Here is an 18330-nt window from a genome sequence, read left to right on the forward strand (position 1 = left end):
AACGTGGTCACCAACATCGCCGCCAACGTGACGTATCTGCTGCAAGCCTGGGGTGTGCTGTAATCCCCACCGCTGAATTCCTGGCGGGTCTCGGCCGCAGGGCCGCCGCGGTCGATCGATGCGCTCGTCGCTGTGGCCGCGTGCGCCGGGCGGCCCGGCTACGGTGAGACTGTCGGCCCACCGGCCGCACCGCTGTAGAGAGGAGAGATCGTGCCGCAGAACGTCCGAGGTGTCATCGCCCGTCGATCGGGTGCTCCGGTAGAACTCGTCACGATCGTGGTGCCGGATCCCGGGCCCAACGATGTGGTCGTGCGGGTGCAGGCCTGCGGGGTCTGCCATACCGACCTGACCTACCGCGATGGTGGGATCAACGACGAGTTCCCGTTCCTGCTCGGCCATGAGGCGGCGGGGATCGTGGAGACGGTGGGCGCGGCGGTCACGCATGTCGAGCCCGGCGATTTCGTGGTGCTGAACTGGCGGGCGGTGTGTGGGCAGTGCCGTGCGTGTCAGCGCGGTAGGCCCTGGTACTGCTTCGACACCTTCAACGCCAGCACACCGATGACGCTCGAGGACGGCACCGCGCTCACCCCGGCGCTCGGCATCGGCGCGTTCGCGGACAAGACCCTGGTGCACGAGGGGCAGTGCACGAAGGTCGACCCGGACACCGACCCGGCGGTGGCGGGACTGCTCGGCTGCGGTGTGATGGCCGGGCTCGGGGCGGCGATGAACACCGGCAATGTCGGTCGGGGTGATTCGGTGGCGGTGATCGGCTGCGGCGGTGTCGGCGATGCGGCGATTGCGGGTGCGCGGCTGGCCGGTGCGACGACGATCATCGCCGTCGACCGTGATCCGAGCAAACTCGCATGGGCGCGCGAACTGGGCGCCACCCACACCGTCGATGCCTCCTCCGCGGATGCCGTGGCCGAGATCCAGGAACTCACCGGCGGTTTCGGTGCGGACGTGGTGATCGATGCGGTCGGGCGGCCGGAGACCTGGAAGCAGGCCTTCTATGCCCGCGACCTGGCGGGAACGGTGGTCCTGGTCGGTGTGCCCACCCCGGATATGACACTCGAGATGCCGCTGATCGATTTCTTCAGCCGCGGCGGCGCGCTGAAATCCTCCTGGTACGGCGACTGTCTGCCCGAGCGCGATTTCCCCACTGTGATCGAGCTGTACCGGCAGGGCCGGTTGCCGCTGGACAAGTTCGTCACCGAGCGGATCGGGCTCGACGCCGTGGAGGACGCCTTCCACACCATGCACGGCGGCAAGGTGCTGCGTTCGGTGGTCGTGCTGTGACCCGCGTGGACCGGGTCGTCACCTCGGGCCAGTTCTGCCTGGACGGCGGTTGCTGGGATGTGGACAACAATATCTGGCTGGTCGGCGACGATACCGAGGTGCTGATCATCGACGCCGCCCACGATGCGCGCCCGATCCTGGACGCGGTGGCGGGCAGGCGGGTGACCGCGATCGTCTGCACCCACGCGCACAACGACCACATCACCGTCGCACCGCAACTGTCGGCGGCCACCGGCGCCCCGCTGTATCTGCACCCCGACGACGATGTGCTCTGGCAGCAGACCCATCCCGGAATCGACTACTCCGCCCTCGGCGATGGCCAGCACCTCACCGTCGGCGACACCCGCCTCGACGTGATCCACACACCGGGCCATTCCCCGGGCTCCTGCTGCCTCCACCTCCCCGACCTCGGCGAATTATTCAGCGGCGACACTCTTTTCGAAGGTGGCCCGGGCGCCACCGGCCGCTCGTATTCGGACTACCCCACCATCCTGGCCTCCATCAACAACCGGCTGTTCCCCCTTCCGGGCGAAACAGTGGTGCACACCGGCCACGGTCCCGACACCACATTGGCAGCCGAACGAGCCAACGTCCCCGACTCGGCCTGAATCGTCCGCACCTCGTGTGGGCTTGCCGAGCGCGGTGGTGTGCAGCGACAGCGCCCGGACTCACCGAGGAGTGCTGGCGGCCTCCGCATCTGCGACCGGGCGATCCGCCGCGGTGGAAACCCGGCTCACCCGTACCCAGGTGCTGTTCACCGCCGCCGCGCCCGAGAAGGGGTCGGTGTGGGAGGGATCGTGGAGCAGGTTCACGTTGACGCCGGGTCGGGCGGCGGCGACGGTCCAGCCGACGCCTGGTTCGGCGTGGCCCCAGCCGTGGGGGATGGCGACCACGCCGGGGCGGATGTCGTCGCTGACCTCGACCGGTAGCGTGATCGCGCCGATGGGTGAGGCGACGGTGGCCGAATCTCCGTCGGCGAGACCGCGTTCGGTGGCGTCGTCGGGGTGTAGCAGGACGGTGCAGCGGTCGCGGCCCTTCACCATCGACGGGATGTTGTGCAGCCAGGAGTTGTTGCTGCGCAGGTGGCGGCGGCCGATGAGTTTGAGATCGAAGCCTTCGCCGGGTGCGGTGAGCGCGCGCCCGGTTTCGGCGTCGGCGAGGATCCGCCGGATCGCGGTGAGGAAGTCGGGTGGCGCCAGTTGCACCTTGTGATCGCGTGTGCCGATGAGTTCACGCAGACGTGGACGCAGTGGGCCCAGATCGATACCACCGACCGTATCGCGAATCTTTTTGATCGTCAGCCCTTTTCGCCCCTTGCGTAGGACGCCGTACGGTCCGGTGGCCACTCCCGCCGCCGTCAACCGCAATGGACTCAGTCGCCTGAACGTCCCGTTCACGGCCCGCGCCGTGAAGCGCCGTGCGGGCAGTGGCACCACCTCGGTGACCAACCGCGCCAGGATCTCCCAATCGTCGAGCCCATCGGCGGGCGGGTCGAACACCTTGGCGTCGTAGCGGGCATTGTTGCGCACGCTGAACACCGGGAACAGGATATCGAGTTCCTCGCGTTCCAGCGGTGAGACCGGTGGCAGGATGAAGTCGGCGTGCCGGGTGGTCTCGGTGATGTACATGTCGACGGCGACGTAGCAGTCGAGCGAGGACAGTGCCGCGTCGAGACGCCCTCCCTGTGGCGTCGACAGCACCGGGTTGCCCGCGTAGGTGATCATCGCCTTGATCCGGCCGGGCCCCTCGGTGAGGATCTCGTCGGCCAGCACACCGACGGGCAGCTCGCTGCGGAACGATTTGTGCGCGCCGGTGCGGTCGGTCCACGCGCCGTAACCCATCGGCAGATATTTCGTATACCGGGCCGCGTCGATCGGCGGGGTGGCGAACATCTGCCCACCCGCCCGATCGAGGTTGCCGGTGACGGCGTTGATCGTGTTCACCAGCCAATGCGTCAGCGTGCCCGTCACCTGCTGGCACACGCCGATGCGGGCGTAGAGCACCGCCGACGGCGCGGCCGCGTGCGCACGGGCCAGCCGCCGGATGGTGTCGGCGTCGACTCCCGAATAGGCAGCCATCTGCTCCGGTGTCAGATCGGCAACCAAGTGGCGCAATGGCTCCCAGCCGGTGCACTGCGCGCGCACCGCCGATTCATCACACAGCCCCTCGGCGACCAGTACATGCAGCATCCCCAGCAGCAGGTACACATCGCCGCCCGGCGCCACCGCGACGTGCTCATCGGCCAGCCGCGCGGTCTCCGTGCGCCGCGGATCGATCACCACCACGATGCCACCGCGCTCGCGGACGTCCCGGATCCGTTGTTTGGCACCCGGCATGGTGGTGATGGAGCCGTTGGAGACGGCCGGGTTCGCGCCGAGTATCACCAGCCGGTCGGTGCGGTCGATATCGGTCACCGGCATGAGCACATTGGAGCCGAACATCCGCCAGGCCGCGAACTCCTGCGGGAACTGGTCGATCGAGGAGGCGGAGAAGAAGTTCCTGGTCGACAACGCGGCCCGCAGCAGCACACCGTAGAGCACCGAGGAACTGTGCGCGGCCGGATTGCCCATGTACATGCCGATGGCGCTCGGCCCGTGTTCGGCGCGGATCGCCCGCAGCCGCTGCCCGATCTCGTGGAAGGCCTCATCCCATCCGACCGGTTCGAAGCCGTCGCCGACGCGCCGCATCGGGGTGCGCAGCCGGTCTGGGTCGTGATGCAATCCGCCCATCGCCGTGGCCTTCGGGCAGATATAGCCCTTCGACAGCACATCCTCGCGATTGCCTTCGATCCGGGTGACGCGCTCGTCGCGCACCGTCACCAGAATCCCGCAGTGCGCCTCGCACAGCGTGCACTGCCGTGCGACCGTCCTCGTGCTCATCGTCCCCACCCCTTCCGTTCGGCTACCCGCTCCACGCTAGCGGGCCGAGCCCCGCGGCAGATCCGACCACGGTCGGATTTCTCGACCGTTGCGGCTGCTATCGCGGTGTGAGCACCACGACCGGAATCCGGCGTTCGGTCCAGGACTGATAGCTGTCGAAATCGGCGTACAACTCCAGCAGCATCGGCCACAACCTCGCCCGCTGCGCATCATCGGCGACATGGGCACGCACCGGCCTGCGCTCGGTGCCGATCTGGACGGTGGCCTCGGGTTCGGCGACCAGATTGTGGTACCACTGCGGATGTTTCGGCAGCCCGCCCTGCGATGCGACGACCACGAGGTCGGCGCCGTCGACCAGGAACACCAGCGGTGTGGTGAACAGCTTGCCGGACTTGCGGCCACGATGTTCGAGCAGCAGATTCGGCGCGGGCTTGCGGAATGCGGCCCCGATCCGCCAGTTCTTCCCGATCCGCCCACCGCTGCGTTTGTACAGCCAGACATGCGCGCGCGACATGATTTTCATGACCTTCGGCACCAGCGGCGAATCCATATTGGGCGGGCGTTTCGTCGGCACGGTGATATCCGTTCGTGAGGTGTCAGCGCAGGATGAGCAGTGCGGAGGTTTCGATGCGGTCGGCGATCTCGGAGTACGAGCCGTAGCCCATACCCGCGCGCACCAGCGCACCCGCGTACAGCAACTCCAGCGATTCGACGACATCGTCGTCGGCGTCGGGGCCGAGCGCGCGCACGATCCGTTTGCGGATCTCACCGCCGATCCGGGCCCGCAGATGCGCCACATCGGGGTCGCGGCCGAGCAACGCGCTGGTCACCGCGCCCGACACCTGCTGTTCGTCGGCGACCAGCATGGCGATAGTGCGGAGTTCGGCGACCACCCGGACCTTGGGGTCCGGGTCGTCGCTGACCGGTGACGGTGAGGCCGCCAGCCGCCGCCAGAAGATCTCGGCGACCAGATGTTCCTTCGAGGAGAAGTAGGTGTAGGCGGTGGCGGTGCCGACGCCGGCCGCCGCCGCGACCATCCTGATCGTCATCCCGGCGAAACCCTCGCGCGCGAGCACCTCCACCGCCGCCTTGGTCAGCTTATCGACGGTGTCGGCCTGCTTCTCGGTGAGGCGACGCCTGGTCGCCTCGAGGATGATGGAATCGCCTTCGGACATGTGTCTGGATACTACATTCTCAGTTCTTCGCCGCGGCGATGCCCGCGCGGCGGCCGTAGAAGCTGCCGTCGCCGAGCGAGGCCCCGCTGACGTAGCCGCCCGCGCAGATACCGGAGGTGCAGCGGCCCGCGGCATACAGTCCCGCGATCGGCGCACCGTCCACGTGCAGTACCCGGCTGTCGAGATCGGTCCGCAGCCCACCGAGGGTGAATCCCGCGGTGCCTCCCCGCATATCGAAGCCAGCCACCGGACCGTCGATCGGCCGCACCCACTCCGGTTTCTTACCGAGCAGCGGATCGGCGTGCTCGGCGGCATGGCGGTTGTACACCTGCACCGTCGAGGTCAACGCCCCCGCGGGCAGACCCATATCGGATTCGAGTTCGCCGACCGATTCGGCGGCCCAGGTGGGCGGCTGCCGGAAGAACGGCGTCGAGGTCTCGGTGGTCAGCGCCTGTTCGTAGGCCGCCTCACCGATGATCAGATACGCCTGATTGTCCTGCTGGATCAGGGTGGCCTGACCGATGCGGCCCGGATAGGTGTCCTCGGCGATGAAACGCTGACCGCGTCCGTTGACGAGAATGCCGCGCGCCAGCATCTGCGGATCGCCGAAGAAGGCCACCTCGGTGGCGTCCATATGGGCCAGTTCGGCGCCGAGGGCCTGCGCCACCCGGATACCGATGCCGTCATGTTCCTCGATGGCGGCGCCGGGCCGTCCGATCAACCGCGGTGCGTACCCCGCGATCATCTGCTGCTGATAGGCGAAGCTACCGGTGGCAAGCACCACACCGCGGTCGGCGCGGATCGCGACCTGATGTCCGTATCGTTTGGCGATCACGCCGACCACCCGGTCGCCGTCGACGATCAGCCGCTGGATACGCATGTCGTATTCGACCCCGACACCGAGCTTTTCGGCCGTCTCGGCCAGTGGCTTCATGAGCATGTAGCCACCGCCCCTCTCCCCGGTGCGCTTATCGGCCATCTGCGGGACGTGGCCGCGCGGCGCGGGGTCGGCGATGGTGTTGAACGGCGCGGAGTTCTCACCGCCGGTGTACATCAGGCCCTCGTCGTGCGGTGGCTCCCAACCGGGTTCGGCCCAGAACGCCTCCCGGAACGGCACCCCACACGAGACCAGCCATTGGTAATGGTCGACGCTGCCCTCGCAGTAGTCGACGATTTTGTCCCGGTCGGCCCCCGGTCCGAGCGCGGCGAGCAGGAACTTCGCCATGTTCTCCGGGGTGTCGTCGAAGCCGAGGGCCCGCTGCAACGGGGTGCCGCCGCCGAGATAGACGAATCCGCCCGCCAGCGCCGCCGCACCGCCCCAACCGCCGGTGCGTTCCAGGATCAGCACGCTCGCATCCGCGCGGGCGGCTTCGATGGCGGCGCAGACACCCGCGATGCCGTATCCGGCGACGACGACGTCGGCGGTGTGATCCCAGTGCGTCACCTCGCTCACCGGGAGCGGCCGGACCGTTGTCGGTGTGCTATCAGCCATGGTGTGTACTCCTCGCAAACATCGTGTGACGCGCGGGACAGCGCTCGCGGCCAGCGGTTGCCGTCGGTAGCCGGTGGAACGTGCGGTGGTTGTTGCCGATTCGAGCCATGGTGTGGTCTGCGCTCGACCCTGTCCAGCGGTTGTCCCACTCTGCGGTAACGCCGGCGGATATCGGAGCCCGCCATACGGAGGTAGCGGGGCTCATTGCTGCTCGGCGTCCGAGGTCTGCGCACCCTTCTTCTCGGCGGCCTTGCGCTGCTGCCCGGCGATAGTGCTGACCGAGATGTCGAGCTTGCTGCCGTTCGGCCAGCCGATGTAATGGCACAGGAACAGGGCGATCTCGTGCAGTTGTTCTTCGGTCAGCTCACCGTTGCGTAGCGCGGCGCCGATCTGGATGGCGGCGGTGTCCATCAGGCCCTGGGCGGTGAGGGCGCCGAGCAGCACGAGTCTGCGGTCGCGGATGCTCAGGCCGGGCCGGGACCAGACGTCGGCGAACAGGTGATCGGCGGTCATCGCGAAATGATCGCCGGGGTACTCCTGGAACGGGGTGCCATACACTTCCGCCATCTTCGCCAGGCCGCGTTCGCGCACCGTGCGGTCGGCGCCATTACCGGAATTCGCCTCGCTCATGCCCGCACCTCGTATCTGTTCCGCGCGTGGATCGATCGCTCGCTCATGGTTTCTCGCTCTCTGTGCTGCTCGTAGCGGATTCCGAAGGCGCAACACCGAGGCCCGGCCCCAGATGTTCACGCGCCAATTCGGCCAGCGGTAGATCGACGCCGAGCCGTTTACCCAGCTCCACCGCCAGTGCCAGATCCTTGTCGCCGAGATCGCGCACATGCCGCATGATCGGCAGCCAGAAATCGCCGTCGTCGATGGGACCGGTGCGCTCGCGCAGCATGATCGCACCGGGTCCGCCGGTCACGGCGTCGGAATGGCGGACCACCTTGCCGAGGGTGGTGATATCGAGCCCGGCGGCCTCGGCCAGCCGCTGCGCCTCGGTGGTCGCGGTGAACGCGACGAAATGCAGCAGGTTGCGGGCCAGTTTCATCCGGGTGCCCGCACCGACCGGGCCCGCGTGCACGATGAGATCGGCGAAGCAGCCGAATGGTTCGCGGACCCGCGCGAATGCCGTATCGCTGCCGCCGACCATCACCGCCAGCGCTCCACGCCCGGCGCCCGGCGCGCCACCGCTGACGGGCGCGTCCACCAGTTCCACCCCGTGTTCGGCGCAGCGTGCGGCCAGCTCCACCGCCGTCGCATCACTGATCGTCGAATGGACGGCGATGATCAGGCCGGGCGCCGCCGTTTCCAGTAGGCCGCCCGGACCGGCCACCACCTGACGGACCTGCGCGTCGTCCACCACGGTCACCGAGACCACCGCGCATTTCCCGGCCAGTTCGGCGGCCGACATCGCCGATTCCGCGCCCGCGTCGACGAACGGCACGACCGCTTCGGCACGGGTATCGCACACCGTGAGCCCACCCGGCCATTCGAGCAACCGCTGCGCCATCGGCGCGCCCATACTGCCCAGTCCGATGAAGCCGATCCGAGAACCGGCGGCCGCTGTGCTCACGACCGGAACACCTGCCCGCCATCGATATTGAAGATCTGCCCGGTCACCCAGCTCGCCTCGTCCGACAGCAGATACAGGCAGGCGCCGATCAGATCCTCCGGTGTGCCCATCCGCTTGAGCGGCAGCCGTTTGATCATGTCTTCCACGATGACGCCCGGCGTCACGGTCTTGGTGGCCTCGGTATCGATCGGGCCCGGTGCGATGGCATTGATCCTGATCTTGGAACCGCCCAGCTCGAACGCCAGCTGCTGGGTCAAACCATTGACGCCGACCTTGGCCAGACCATAGAAACCCGAGTACACCCAGGCGGCGGTGGAGGATTGGTTGACGATCGACCCGCCGCCGCGCGCGGCCATATGCTGCCAGACCGCCCGCGTCATGATCAGCGCCCCATTGAGATTGACGTTCATGAACCGCTGGTAGTAATCCCACGGCACGGTGAGCAGCAGATCCAGTTTCATATCGCCGTAGATGGCGGCATTGTTGACCAGATGGTCGATGCCGCCGAACTCCGCGACGGTGAATTCGGCCAGTGCCGTGGCGGATTCGGGATCGGCGACATCGACCTCGGCGAAGACCGCCGAGCCGCCGTCGGCGACGATCTTCTCCGCGACGGCGGTGCCGAGTTCGGTATTACGGTCGGCGACCACGACATTCGCGCCTTCGGCGGCCAGCGCGGTGGCGTAGGCGGCGCCGATACCGCGTGCGGCGCCGGTGACGATGGCCGACTTTCCGGTGAAACGGACCATGATGGGAACTCCTGGGGGATTGGTGGCGATCAGCTGGGGTGGGCGGTGGCGACGAGCTTGGTCTCCAGGTACTCCTCGAATCCGGCGACACCCATTTCCCGGCCGATACCGGACTGCTTGTATCCGCCGAACGGCGCATCGGCCGCGTACCAGAGGCCGCCGTTGACGCTCAACGTCCCGGTGCGCACCCCGTCGGTGACGCGCCGGATCCGGTCGGGATCGGTGCCCCATACCGCGCCGGACAGGCCGTAGGGGGAGTCGTTGGCGAGGCGGATGGCGTCGTCGTCGCCGTCGTGCGCGATCACCACGAGCACCGGGCCGAAGATCTCCTCGGTGGCGACCGTGGCATCGGGTGCCACATCGGCGATGAGCGTCGGTTCGATGAAATAGCCGCGCTCACGTCCGGCGGGGCGTTCGCCGCCGACCACGATGCGGCCGCCCTCGTCGCGGGCGATGGCGAGATAGCGTTCGACCCGATCACGTTGTCGGGCCGAGATGAGCGGACCGCAGACGGTGCCGGCGGCGGTCGGATCGCCGGGGACGATACCGCCCATCGTCGCCGCCGCGACCTGGACGGCCTGGTCGTAGGCGGCGCGCGGTACCAGCAGCCGGGTCGTCAGCGCGCAGCCCTGGCCCGCGTGCACACAGACCGAGAACGCCGCCATGCCGACGGCCGCGCCGATATCGGCGTCATCGAGCACGATGAACGCCGATTTACCGCCGAGTTCGAGGAAGGTCTTCTTGATGGTGGCCGCGGCCGCCGTCATCACCGCACGGCCGGTGGCGGTGGAGCCGGTGAAGCTGATCATGTCCACGCGGGGATCGGTGCTCAGCTGTGCGCCGAGGCGGTGATCGTCGGAGGTCACGATGTTGACCACACCGGCGGGGATATCGGTGTGTTCGGCGATGATCCGGCCGACCGCCGCCGCGCACCAGGGGGTGTCGGGCGCGGGTTTGAGCACGACAGTATTTCCGGCCGCCAGTGCCGGGCCGAGCTTGGCGAAGTTGATCTGATGCGGGAAATTCCACGGCGTGATCGCGCCGACCACGCCGGTGGCCTCGCGTCGCAGCACCCGATGGCTGCTCACACCCATCGGCGCGGCCACACCGAGATCGGTGTCCCAGCTGTAGGTCTCGGCCAGTTTCGCCGCGAAATCCAGATCCGCGATCGGGCCTTCCAATTGGGGGCCGCGGGTGAACATGATCGGCGCGCCCGCCTCCGCGACGGTGATCTCGCGCAGCTGCTCCACCTGGTCCTGCAATGCGGTGCGCAGCTGGGTGAGGCAGTGCGCGCGGAAGGCGTGATCACGCGACCAGTCGGTGTCGTCGAAGGCGCGCCGGGCCGCGGCGATGGCAGCGTCCATATCGTCGGCGTCGGCGTTCGCGGCGGGTCCGAGCACCTCTTCGGTCGCCGGGTTCACCGTGTCGAAGTGGCCTGCGCCGCCCGTATCGACCAGCGTGCCGCCGATCAGCGCGGGCGCGCCGTCCGCGGACAGCAGACTGTTCATAGCTGACTCCGTAAGTGTCTGGACAGGTGTACGGAATATAGTCCGGGCTCTTTTGATTAGGCAATAACTTGTTCTAGGTCGACCGGTGATGGTGCGGGTGTCCGCAGGGGCGGCTATGTCGGGGCGGCGATGTGGAAAGTTCGCGTCGAAGTGGCAACTGTGCTGGATAAACAGCGGAAATCATTGTCGGCGCGCGCGCTCGCTGGTACCGTCCAGACACATGTCCAGCTATGTGTCTCTACCGGGTGGTGGCGACCGGATTTCTGATAAGAACTGGTTATCGAATGCGAGGTGGGCGCGATGACGGCCGCATCGGTGGAACCACTGATCTTCGATCCCTATGACTACGGCTTCCACGAGGATCCCTATCCGGTCTATCAGCGGCTGCGCACCGAGGCGCCGCTGTACTACAACCCCGATCTGGATTTCTGGGCATTGTCCCGGCACGCCGACGTCTTCGCGGGCTTCCGCGACGCCACCCGCCTGTCCAGCGCCAACGGCGTATCCCTCGATCCCGCCGCCTGGGGGCCGCACGCCCATCATGTGATGTCGTTCCTGGCCATGGACGATCCACGGCATATGCGGATGCGCAGGCTGGTGTTCAAAGGGTTCACACCGAAACGGGTCGCCGAGATGACCGACCGTATCCGCGAACTCACCCTCGAACACCTGGAACCGGCCTTCGCGGGCGAGAAGTTCGACTGGATCGAGGATTTCGCGGGCAAACTGCCGATGGACGTCATCTCCGAGATGCTCGGCGTGCCGGCCCCCGATCGCGCCGAGATCCGCAGGCTCGCCGATCTGGTGGTACACCGCGAGGACGGCGTGCTGGATGTGCCGATGGGCGCGGTGGAAGCCTCGATCACGCTCATCGGCTACTACACCGAGATGGTCGCGCAGCGGCGCAGACAGCCCGTCGACGATCTCACCTCCGCCCTGCTCGACGCCGAGATCGACGGCGATCGGCTGACCGATCAGGAGATCATCGGCTTCATGTTCCTGATGGTCGTGGCCGGGAACGAGACCACCACCAAACTGCTCGGCAACGCGCTGTACTGGGGCGCGCACAATCCGGGGGAGTACGCCAAGGTCGCCGCCGATCCGGCGCTGGTCACCGATTGGGTCGAGGAGACGCTGCGCTACGACACCTCCAGCCAGATCGTCGCGCGCACCGCGACCGTCGACATCCCGCAGCACGGCGACGTGATCCCGGCCGGTGCGAAGGTGCTGCTGGTGATCGGTTCGGCCAACCGCGATTCCGCGGTCTTCGACGACGGCGACCGCTACCGCATCGACCGCACCGACAAGGGTTCGCTGGTGAGTTTCGGTGCGGGCGTGCACTTCTGCCTCGGCGCACACCTGGCGCGGCTGGAGGCCTGTGTCGCACTGGAGGAGTTCGCTGCGCGGACCAGCGCCTACGAGGTGCACGCCGCCGGTGTGGAGCGGGTGCATTCGACGAATGTGCGCGGGTTCGCCCGCTTGCCGATCTCGGTGCGGGCCCGATGAGGCGGCACTGTCCGGCATCGGCCCGATGTGATCAGCCCATGAGACAGGAGGTGCGCTGATGCCGCGCTTCGAACCCCACCCCGCCCGACGACCGGCGCTGATCGCGGGCGCGTCCTCTGGAATCGGCGCCGCCACCGCGATCGCGCTGGCCGAACTCGGCCATCCGGTGACGCTCGGCGCCCGGCGCGTCGAACTGTGCGAAGAACTTGCCGGCAAGATCAGAGCCGACGGTGGTGAGGCCATCGCGCAACGGCTCGACGTCACCGATACGGCATCGGTGGACGAGTTCGTCACGGCCGGCGAACATGCGCACGGACCGGCCGAGATCCTGGTCTCCGGTGCGGGTGACATCGACTTCGCGCTGGTGGAGGAGATGGACCCGGAACGGTTCGCCCAGCAGGTGCAGGTACACCTGATCGGTGCACATCGGCTGGTGCACCGGGTGCTGCCCGGCATGGTCGAGCGGCAACGAGGCGATCTGGTGGTGATCACCTCCGACTGTGCGCCCGCGCCGCGGCCGCGCACCGGCGCCTACAGCGCCGCCAAAGCGGGGTTGGAGAACATGGTCACCCAGTTGCGGATGGAATTGGAGGGCAGCGGCGTCCGCGCCTGCATGGTGCGGCCGGGACCGACGCTCACCGGTATGGGCATGAACTCGACGCCCGAGGTGGTCGGCCCACTGCTCGAGGATTGGAAGGACTGGGGTTTCGCCCGGCACCCGTACATGCTGCGGCCCTCGGATCTGGCGGCCGCGGTGCTGGCGGTGGTGTGCACACCACGCGGATCGCATCTGGTGTCGGTCGAGGTCCAACCCGAGGCGCCGCTGCGGCAGCGGCGGATCGCGCCGGAGGGAGACCGGCGGTGAGGATTCGGGTGGATCTGGAACTGTGCCAGGGGCATGCGGTCTGCCAGGACGAAGCCCCCGAGGTGTTCACGGTGCCCAAACGCGGGCAGGTCGAGATCCTGGACGAATCCCCGGATGCCGCCGCCCACCCCGATATCGAACGGGCAGTGCGCTACTGCCCGACCCAGGCGTTGTCGATCATCGACGACGCGGACACCGATTCCGCGCCGAGCGGGGCCGGGAAATCGCAGGAAGGTGGACGGTGATGGCAGATTTCGACCGCGCGGAACTCGACGAGATGGTGCGCCGCTGGGTGCAGGCGAACCGGGACTGCGAGGCCGAGGGCGATTGGGCGCCGCTGGCCGAGATGTACACCGAGGACGCCACCTACGGCTGGAACTACGGCCCCACCCAGGAATTCATGGCGGTGGGCCGCGAGGAGATCCGGGATCTGGCGCTGGTGCAGGAAATGCAGGGGTTGGAGGGGTGGACCTATCCGTATCAGGAATTCGTCATCGACGAACGCTCCGGCACGGTCATCGGACTGTGGAAACAGCTCGCCGAGGCCACGAGGGCCGATGGGCGGCACTACAGCCCGGAAGGCATCGGCGGCAGCTGGTTTCGCTACGGTGGCGATTTCCGATGGTCGTGGCAGCGTGACTTCTTCGATTTCGGCAATGTGTCGAACCTGTTCGTGGAGATGATCCAGCAGAACGCGCTGACCGAAGGCATGCAGAAACGCATTCAGCGTTCGGTCTCGGGTCAGCCGCTGCCCGGCTGGTACCGGGTCGGCGAATCCCCCGTCCCACTGTGGTGATTCGATGTCGGAATCAGTGAGCAATTACGCCGGGCTGTCCAGGAACGAGCTGGCGATACTGCTGCCAGAGCTGTTGCTGTGCGGGCATCTGATCGACCGCTCCGGTATGGCCCACACCATCGGCGCTTTCGGCCGCGAGGGCATGACCGAAGTGGCGATCACCGAATGGCAGCTTGCCAGCCCCGTCTACACCCGCCGGATGCAGCGTGCTCTCGGTTTCACCGGCGACGATGTGGAGACCATCTTCAAGGGTTTGCAGTTCGATATCGGCGCACCACCGCAATTCATGGATTTCCGATACCGCCTGCACGATGCGCGCCATGGTGAATTCTGGCTGGATCATTGCGGTGCGCTCGCCGATGTGGAGCCGCTCGGCCGCGATTTCGTGGTCGCCATGTGCCACGACATCGAAGATCCCACCTTCGATGCCACCGCCCTCGCCACCAATCCGCACGCACAGGTCCGGCCGGTGCATCGTCCGCCCCGCGAGCCCGCCGATCGGACACCGGTGTGCGCGTGGACGGTCACCATCGATGCGGCCAATACGCCGCCACCCATTCCCGACGGTGCGGAGCTGGTGGCGCGATCGGCGGCCGCACGTATCGAATTGACCACGATCGCTTCCGGCGAGGACGGCCGCGGCGACTATTCGGGCCCGCTGCTCAGCGATATCCGATTCGCCGATTTCTCCCGTTCGGCGCTGAACCGCCTGGCCGACGAAGTGTGTCTGCAACATCATCTGCTCACCCTCGCCTTCGGGATCGCGGTGCGCAGGCGGACCGATCGGGAGTCCGCGCGCACCATCATGCGCAAACAGTTCGCGGGCATCGCCGGGCTCACTTCCGAGCGGCTGCGCAACGCGCTCGGGCTAGGCACCGATCTCGCGGCGCTGGCCGAGGTGCTGCGGCGGCATCCGGCCTTCAATCCGCTGCCGTACACCGGCATCCGGGTGGAGGCGAAAGAGACCACGGTGCGGCTGCGTTTCCCCCGCGGCAGCGACGCCGTCGACGATGGCGCGTGGCCCGCACTGATCGATCCCGAGCACACCCAGCCGCTGGATGCGATGGTGCGCGGGGTCGACCCGCGCTTCCACGTGGACGAGATCACCACCACCGACGACGAATGGACCGTGACGATCGCGCGGGCGGACGAGCCGTTCCTGGAGGCGATCGAGGTGGCGATCGCGAAGGTCAGTACCGGTGCGGGCTTCGTATTCGCCGATCGCGGCATTCCGCTGCCACTCACGGTCGTGTGAGCGATTCCAGAAAGGACACCCGATGACATCGACACTGCCTCCGGGATTCGATTTCACCGATCCCGCACTGTGGGCCGAACGCAGTCCGGTCGAGGAGTTCGCGCTCCTGCGCCGGACCGCGCCGGTGTGGTGGAACGCCCAATCCGACGACACCTCCGGCGGTTTCCGCGACGGCGGCTTCTGGGTGGTCAGCAAACTATCCGATATCAAGGAGATCTCCCGGCATCCCGAGCTGTTCTCCTCACAGGAGAAAGGCGCCATCATCCGGTTGCCCGGTGACATCACCCCGGAACAGATGTCGGTGACCGGCGCGCTGCTGGTGAACATGGACCCGCCGAAACATTCCAAGATCCGCCGGATCATCTCCAAAGGATTCACCCCGCGCGCGGTGGAAGGTCTGCGAGCCGCGCTGACCGAACGCGCCGCGAAGATCGTGCACGAGGCCAAGAAATCCGGCGGCGGCGATTTCGTCACCCAGGTCGCGTGTGAGCTGCCTTTGCAGGCGATCGCCGAACTGCTCGGCGTACCGCAGCAGGACCGGCGCAAACTCTTCGACTGGTCGAACCAGATGCTCAACTACGACGATCCCGAATACGGCGATGCCACCATGGCCTCGGCGGAGATCCTCGGCTACGCCTGGAATATGGCCGAGCAGCGCCGGGCGAACCCGGTCGACGATATCGTCACCCAGCTGGTCGACGCCGATATCGACGGGGAAGGGCTCGGCTCCGACGAATTCGGATTCTTCGTCATCCTGCTGGCCGTCGCGGGCAACGAAACCACCCGCAATGCCATCACCCACGGTATGAAGGCGTTCGTGGACAACCCGGACCAATGGGAGCTGTACCAGCAACAGCGTCCACGCACCGCACCCGATGAGATCGTGCGCTGGGCGACTCCGGTGACCGCCTTCCAACGCACCGCCACCGAAGACCTCACCCTGGGTGGACAGCATATAACCAAAGGTCAGCGGCTCGGGCTGTTCTACAGTTCGGCCAATTTCGACGATGAGGGTTTCACCGACCCGTTCACCTTCGACATCCTGCGCGATCCCAATCCGCACGTCGGCTTCGGCGGTACCGGCGCCCACTATTGCGTCGGGGCCAACCTGGCCAAACTGGAAATCGACCTGATGTTCAATGCCATCGCCGACGCGATGCCCGGCCTGCGATCGCTGGCCGATCCGGTACGGTTGCGCTCGGGGTGGATCAACGGAATCAAGAATTGGCAGGTGCGATACGAGTGAACGTTCGAGACATTCCGGTGCGCACGCTGTCCGGTGAGCAGTCCACGCTCGCCGGACTGGTCGGGGACCGGGTCGTGCTGCTGGTGAACGTGGCCTCCAAATGCGGTTTGACCCCGCAATATTCGGGCCTGGTCGAACTACAGAAGAGCTACGGTGAGCGCGGATTCAGCGTCGTCGGTGTGCCGTGCAATCAGTTCATGGGCCAGGAGCCGGGTACCGCGGAGGAGATCCATCAGTTCTGCTCGATGACCTACGGCGTGGATTTTCCGCTGCTGGACAAGACCGACGTCAACGGTGCCGACCGGCACCCGCTCTACCAGAACCTGGTCGACACCGCCGACGCCGAGGGTGCGGCGGGCGATATCCAGTGGAACTTCGAGAAGTTCCTGATCGGCCGCGACGGTGCGGTGGCCGGCCGGTTCCGGCCACGCACCACCCCGGACGACGCGGCCTTGGTCGCCGCCGTCGAAGCGCTGCTCTGACACTGCGCCGCATGGGGGCCACTCATCGAGCGGCCCCCATGCCTCATCGCTGACGCCTGCGGTAACGCACCGTGCACGGCTGCTGCATCTGCACCACCATTTTGCTGTGGTCGTTGCGGTAATCCTGCGACGGCTGTGCCATCTCGAATTCCCAATCCCGCAGCAGGATCGAGAAGATCGCTTTCAACTGCATCAGCGCGAAGGCGGCGCCCACACAGCGGTGGCGCCCGGCGCCGAACGGAATCCAGGTCCAGCGGTTGATGATGTCTTCCTGGTTCGGATCGATATAGCGGCCGGGATCGAAGGTATCCGGGTCCGGGAAATCCTCGGCGATCCGATTGGAAACGGCGGGCGTCGCGGCGACCATATCGCCGGGTTCGATCCGGCTACCGCACACATCGAATTCATCGCGCGCCACCCGCATCAGGATGATCAGCGGCGGATGCAGGCGCAGCGTCTCCTTCAGCACCGCCTCGAGCTGCGGAATCCGGCGCAACGCACCGAAACTGATATCGGAGCCGTCGCTGTAGAGTTCGTCCAGCTCGGCCACCACCTTGTGTAGTTGCTCCGGATGACGCAGCAATTCGATGACGCTCCACGCCGCGGTGCCCGAGGTGGTGTGATGTCCGGCGAACATCATCGAGATGAAGATGCCGGTGATCTCGCTGGCACTGAATCGCGGTTCGCCGTTATCGCCGGGCACCGAGACCAGCACATCGAGCATGTCGCGATCGGCGGAACCAGCGGGCGGATTCGCCGCGCGGGTGTCCATGATCTGCTGCACCAGCGCCACCAGCTCACTGCGGGCGGCATCACGACGGCGGAAACTCTCGATCGGCGCGTACGGATCGACATAGGCGAGGGCATCGGTGCCGCGCTCGAGATCGTGGTACAGCCGGGCGAAACGGCCGTCGAGCTGGTTGCGGAACTTCACCCCGATCAGACAGGCCGATGAGGTGTAGATGGTCAGCTCGGCGAAGAAATCGAGCAGATCTATGTCCCCCGAATCGCCCCAGTTCGCCACCATCCGGTCGACCTCGGCGGCGATGGTCGCGGCGTGCCCGCGCATCTGATCGCCGCGTAATGCCTGATTGTGCAGCATTTCTTTGCGGCGTTCGGGGCTGGCGTCGAAGACCACACCGTCACCGAAGATCGGTGTCATGAACGGATAGGCCGCGCCCTGATCCAGATCCTCGTCACCGGCGCGGAAGAAGAACTCGTTGGCTTCGGCGCCGGTCAGCAGGATCACCCGCCTGCCAGCGAGTTCGAAGGCGCCGACATCGCCGCATTCGGCCCTGACCCGCCGCATCAGCGCGATCGGGTCGACCCGGAACTCGTCGAGATGGCCGTGTTCGGAGTCGCCGCCGGAGACTCGTCGCGGCTGCACCAGAGTCATCGAAAACCTCCCGGTGATCACTGTCCAGACATATGATGGACACGTGTCTGGACAGTACTACGACACAACTGGGCCGAGCAAGCGATCGGTGCTCGTGCCCAATTCGCCA

The 18330-nt window shown here is 66.8% G+C and carries 18 protein-coding genes; 9 read left to right on the forward strand and 9 right to left on the reverse strand.

From position 1 onward, the window contains the following. The first annotated feature begins 210 nt into the window (after positions 1-210). The gene (locus QH168_RS02040; RefSeq protein ID WP_280232646.1) at positions 211-1296 is read left to right on the forward strand and encodes an S-(hydroxymethyl)mycothiol dehydrogenase; all 1086 of its coding nucleotides are present in this window, start codon (positions 211-213) and stop codon (positions 1294-1296) included. Further along, positions 1293-1904: an MBL fold metallo-hydrolase gene (locus QH168_RS02045; protein WP_280232647.1), complete on the forward strand. Its 612-nt coding sequence runs from the start codon at positions 1293-1295 to the stop codon at positions 1902-1904. Before QH168_RS02040 ends, QH168_RS02045 begins: the two co-directional genes overlap by 4 nt. Before the next feature lie 60 nt (positions 1905-1964). On the opposite strand, the gene QH168_RS02050 is transcribed toward QH168_RS02045, so the two are convergent. The 8 genes from QH168_RS02050 to QH168_RS02085 form a co-directional block, all read right to left on the reverse strand. Beyond that, positions 1965-4175 (reverse strand): molybdopterin oxidoreductase family protein, encoded by a 2211-nt coding sequence (locus tag QH168_RS02050; protein ID WP_280232648.1) that lies wholly within the window; start codon positions 4173-4175, stop codon positions 1965-1967. Positions 4176-4272: 97 nt separating this feature from the next. Then, a complete protein-coding gene (locus QH168_RS02055; RefSeq protein ID WP_432421016.1) occupies positions 4273-4749 on the reverse strand; it encodes a nitroreductase family deazaflavin-dependent oxidoreductase in 477 nt (158 codons plus the stop codon). Between the two features lie 22 nt (positions 4750-4771). Further along, positions 4772-5350 (reverse strand): TetR/AcrR family transcriptional regulator, encoded by a 579-nt coding sequence (locus QH168_RS02060; protein WP_280232649.1) that lies wholly within the window; start codon positions 5348-5350, stop codon positions 4772-4774. 19 nt (positions 5351-5369) lie between these two features. Further along, the gene (locus tag QH168_RS02065) at positions 5370-6842 is read right to left on the reverse strand and encodes an FAD-dependent oxidoreductase (protein WP_280232650.1); all 1473 of its coding nucleotides are present in this window, start codon (positions 6840-6842) and stop codon (positions 5370-5372) included. A 201-nt stretch (positions 6843-7043) separates the two neighbouring features. After that, complete coding sequence (locus tag QH168_RS02070) at positions 7044-7472, reverse strand: carboxymuconolactone decarboxylase family protein (protein ID WP_280232651.1); 429 nt, start codon at positions 7470-7472, stop codon at positions 7044-7046. A 43-nt stretch (positions 7473-7515) separates the two neighbouring features. After that, positions 7516-8418: an NAD(P)-dependent oxidoreductase gene (locus QH168_RS02075; RefSeq protein WP_280232652.1), complete on the reverse strand. Its 903-nt coding sequence runs from the start codon at positions 8416-8418 to the stop codon at positions 7516-7518. Next, positions 8415-9167 carry an SDR family oxidoreductase gene (locus QH168_RS02080; protein ID WP_280232653.1) on the reverse strand — a complete coding sequence of 251 codons (753 nt, stop codon included), beginning with the start codon at positions 9165-9167 and terminating at the stop codon, positions 8415-8417. Before QH168_RS02080 ends, QH168_RS02075 begins: the two co-directional genes overlap by 4 nt. 29 nt (positions 9168-9196) lie before the next feature. Next, a complete protein-coding gene (locus QH168_RS02085; RefSeq protein ID WP_280232654.1) occupies positions 9197-10675 on the reverse strand; it encodes an aldehyde dehydrogenase in 1479 nt (492 codons plus the stop codon). 300 nt (positions 10676-10975) lie between these two features. On the opposite strand from QH168_RS02085, the gene QH168_RS02090 reads away from it, so the two are divergent. From QH168_RS02090 to QH168_RS02120, 7 genes are read left to right on the forward strand one after another with little or no spacing between them, the layout of a single operon-like run. Continuing rightward, positions 10976-12181, forward strand: a complete 1206-nt coding sequence (locus QH168_RS02090) for a cytochrome P450 (RefSeq protein WP_280232655.1) — start codon at positions 10976-10978, stop codon at positions 12179-12181. A 58-nt stretch (positions 12182-12239) separates the two neighbouring features. Further along, on the forward strand, positions 12240-13046 hold the full coding sequence (locus tag QH168_RS02095; protein WP_280232656.1) for an SDR family oxidoreductase: 807 nt from the start codon (positions 12240-12242) through the stop codon (positions 13044-13046). Further along, positions 13043-13291 (forward strand): ferredoxin, encoded by a 249-nt coding sequence (locus tag QH168_RS02100; protein WP_280232657.1) that lies wholly within the window; start codon positions 13043-13045, stop codon positions 13289-13291. The genes QH168_RS02095 and QH168_RS02100 overlap by 4 nt, the downstream gene beginning before the upstream one ends. After that, complete coding sequence (locus tag QH168_RS02105; RefSeq protein ID WP_280232658.1) at positions 13291-13842, forward strand: YybH family protein; 552 nt, start codon at positions 13291-13293, stop codon at positions 13840-13842. The genes QH168_RS02100 and QH168_RS02105 overlap by 1 nt, the downstream gene beginning before the upstream one ends. Positions 13843-13846: 4 nt before the next feature. Continuing rightward, positions 13847-15097, forward strand: a complete 1251-nt coding sequence (locus QH168_RS02110; RefSeq protein WP_280232659.1) for a hypothetical protein — start codon at positions 13847-13849, stop codon at positions 15095-15097. Between the two features lie 22 nt (positions 15098-15119). Continuing rightward, on the forward strand, positions 15120-16343 hold the full coding sequence (locus tag QH168_RS02115) for a cytochrome P450 (RefSeq protein WP_280232660.1): 1224 nt from the start codon (positions 15120-15122) through the stop codon (positions 16341-16343). Beyond that, positions 16340-16825 (forward strand): glutathione peroxidase, encoded by a 486-nt coding sequence (locus QH168_RS02120; protein ID WP_280232661.1) that lies wholly within the window; start codon positions 16340-16342, stop codon positions 16823-16825. The genes QH168_RS02115 and QH168_RS02120 overlap by 4 nt, the downstream gene beginning before the upstream one ends. Before the next feature lie 43 nt (positions 16826-16868). Here the strand turns inward: QH168_RS02120 and QH168_RS02125 are convergent, their stop codons facing one another. Then, positions 16869-18221: a cytochrome P450 gene (locus tag QH168_RS02125; protein WP_280232662.1), complete on the reverse strand. Its 1353-nt coding sequence runs from the start codon at positions 18219-18221 to the stop codon at positions 16869-16871. Positions 18222-18330 lie beyond the last annotated feature (109 nt).

Source organism: Nocardia cyriacigeorgica, assembly GCF_029868385.1.
In the GTDB taxonomy this organism is placed as follows: domain Bacteria; phylum Actinomycetota; class Actinomycetes; order Mycobacteriales; family Mycobacteriaceae; genus Nocardia; species Nocardia cyriacigeorgica_F.

Bases quoted from the DNA above. Each gene is read 5' to 3' on its own strand.
- QH168_RS02115 (WP_280232660.1), top strand. From the start codon at position 15,120: ATGACATCGACACTGCCTCCGGGATTCGATTTCACCGATCCCGCACTG.
- QH168_RS02060 (WP_280232649.1), bottom strand. From the start codon at position 5,350: ATGTCCGAAGGCGATTCCATCATCCTCGAGGCGACCAGGCGTCGCCTC.
- QH168_RS02050 (WP_280232648.1), bottom strand. From the start codon at position 4,175: ATGAGCACGAGGACGGTCGCACGGCAGTGCACGCTGTGCGAGGCGCAC.
- QH168_RS02125 (WP_280232662.1), bottom strand. From the start codon at position 18,221: ATGACTCTGGTGCAGCCGCGACGAGTCTCCGGCGGCGACTCCGAACAC.
- QH168_RS02085 (WP_280232654.1), bottom strand. From the start codon at position 10,675: ATGAACAGTCTGCTGTCCGCGGACGGCGCGCCCGCGCTGATCGGCGGC.
- QH168_RS02080 (WP_280232653.1), bottom strand. From the start codon at position 9,167: ATGGTCCGTTTCACCGGAAAGTCGGCCATCGTCACCGGCGCCGCACGC.
- QH168_RS02110 (WP_280232659.1), top strand. From the start codon at position 13,847: ATGTCGGAATCAGTGAGCAATTACGCCGGGCTGTCCAGGAACGAGCTG.
- QH168_RS02090 (WP_280232655.1), top strand. From the start codon at position 10,976: ATGACGGCCGCATCGGTGGAACCACTGATCTTCGATCCCTATGACTAC.
- QH168_RS02095 (WP_280232656.1), top strand. From the start codon at position 12,240: ATGCCGCGCTTCGAACCCCACCCCGCCCGACGACCGGCGCTGATCGCG.
- QH168_RS02065 (WP_280232650.1), bottom strand. From the start codon at position 6,842: ATGGCTGATAGCACACCGACAACGGTCCGGCCGCTCCCGGTGAGCGAG.
- QH168_RS02070 (WP_280232651.1), bottom strand. From the start codon at position 7,472: ATGAGCGAGGCGAATTCCGGTAATGGCGCCGACCGCACGGTGCGCGAA.
- QH168_RS02105 (WP_280232658.1), top strand. From the start codon at position 13,291: ATGGCAGATTTCGACCGCGCGGAACTCGACGAGATGGTGCGCCGCTGG.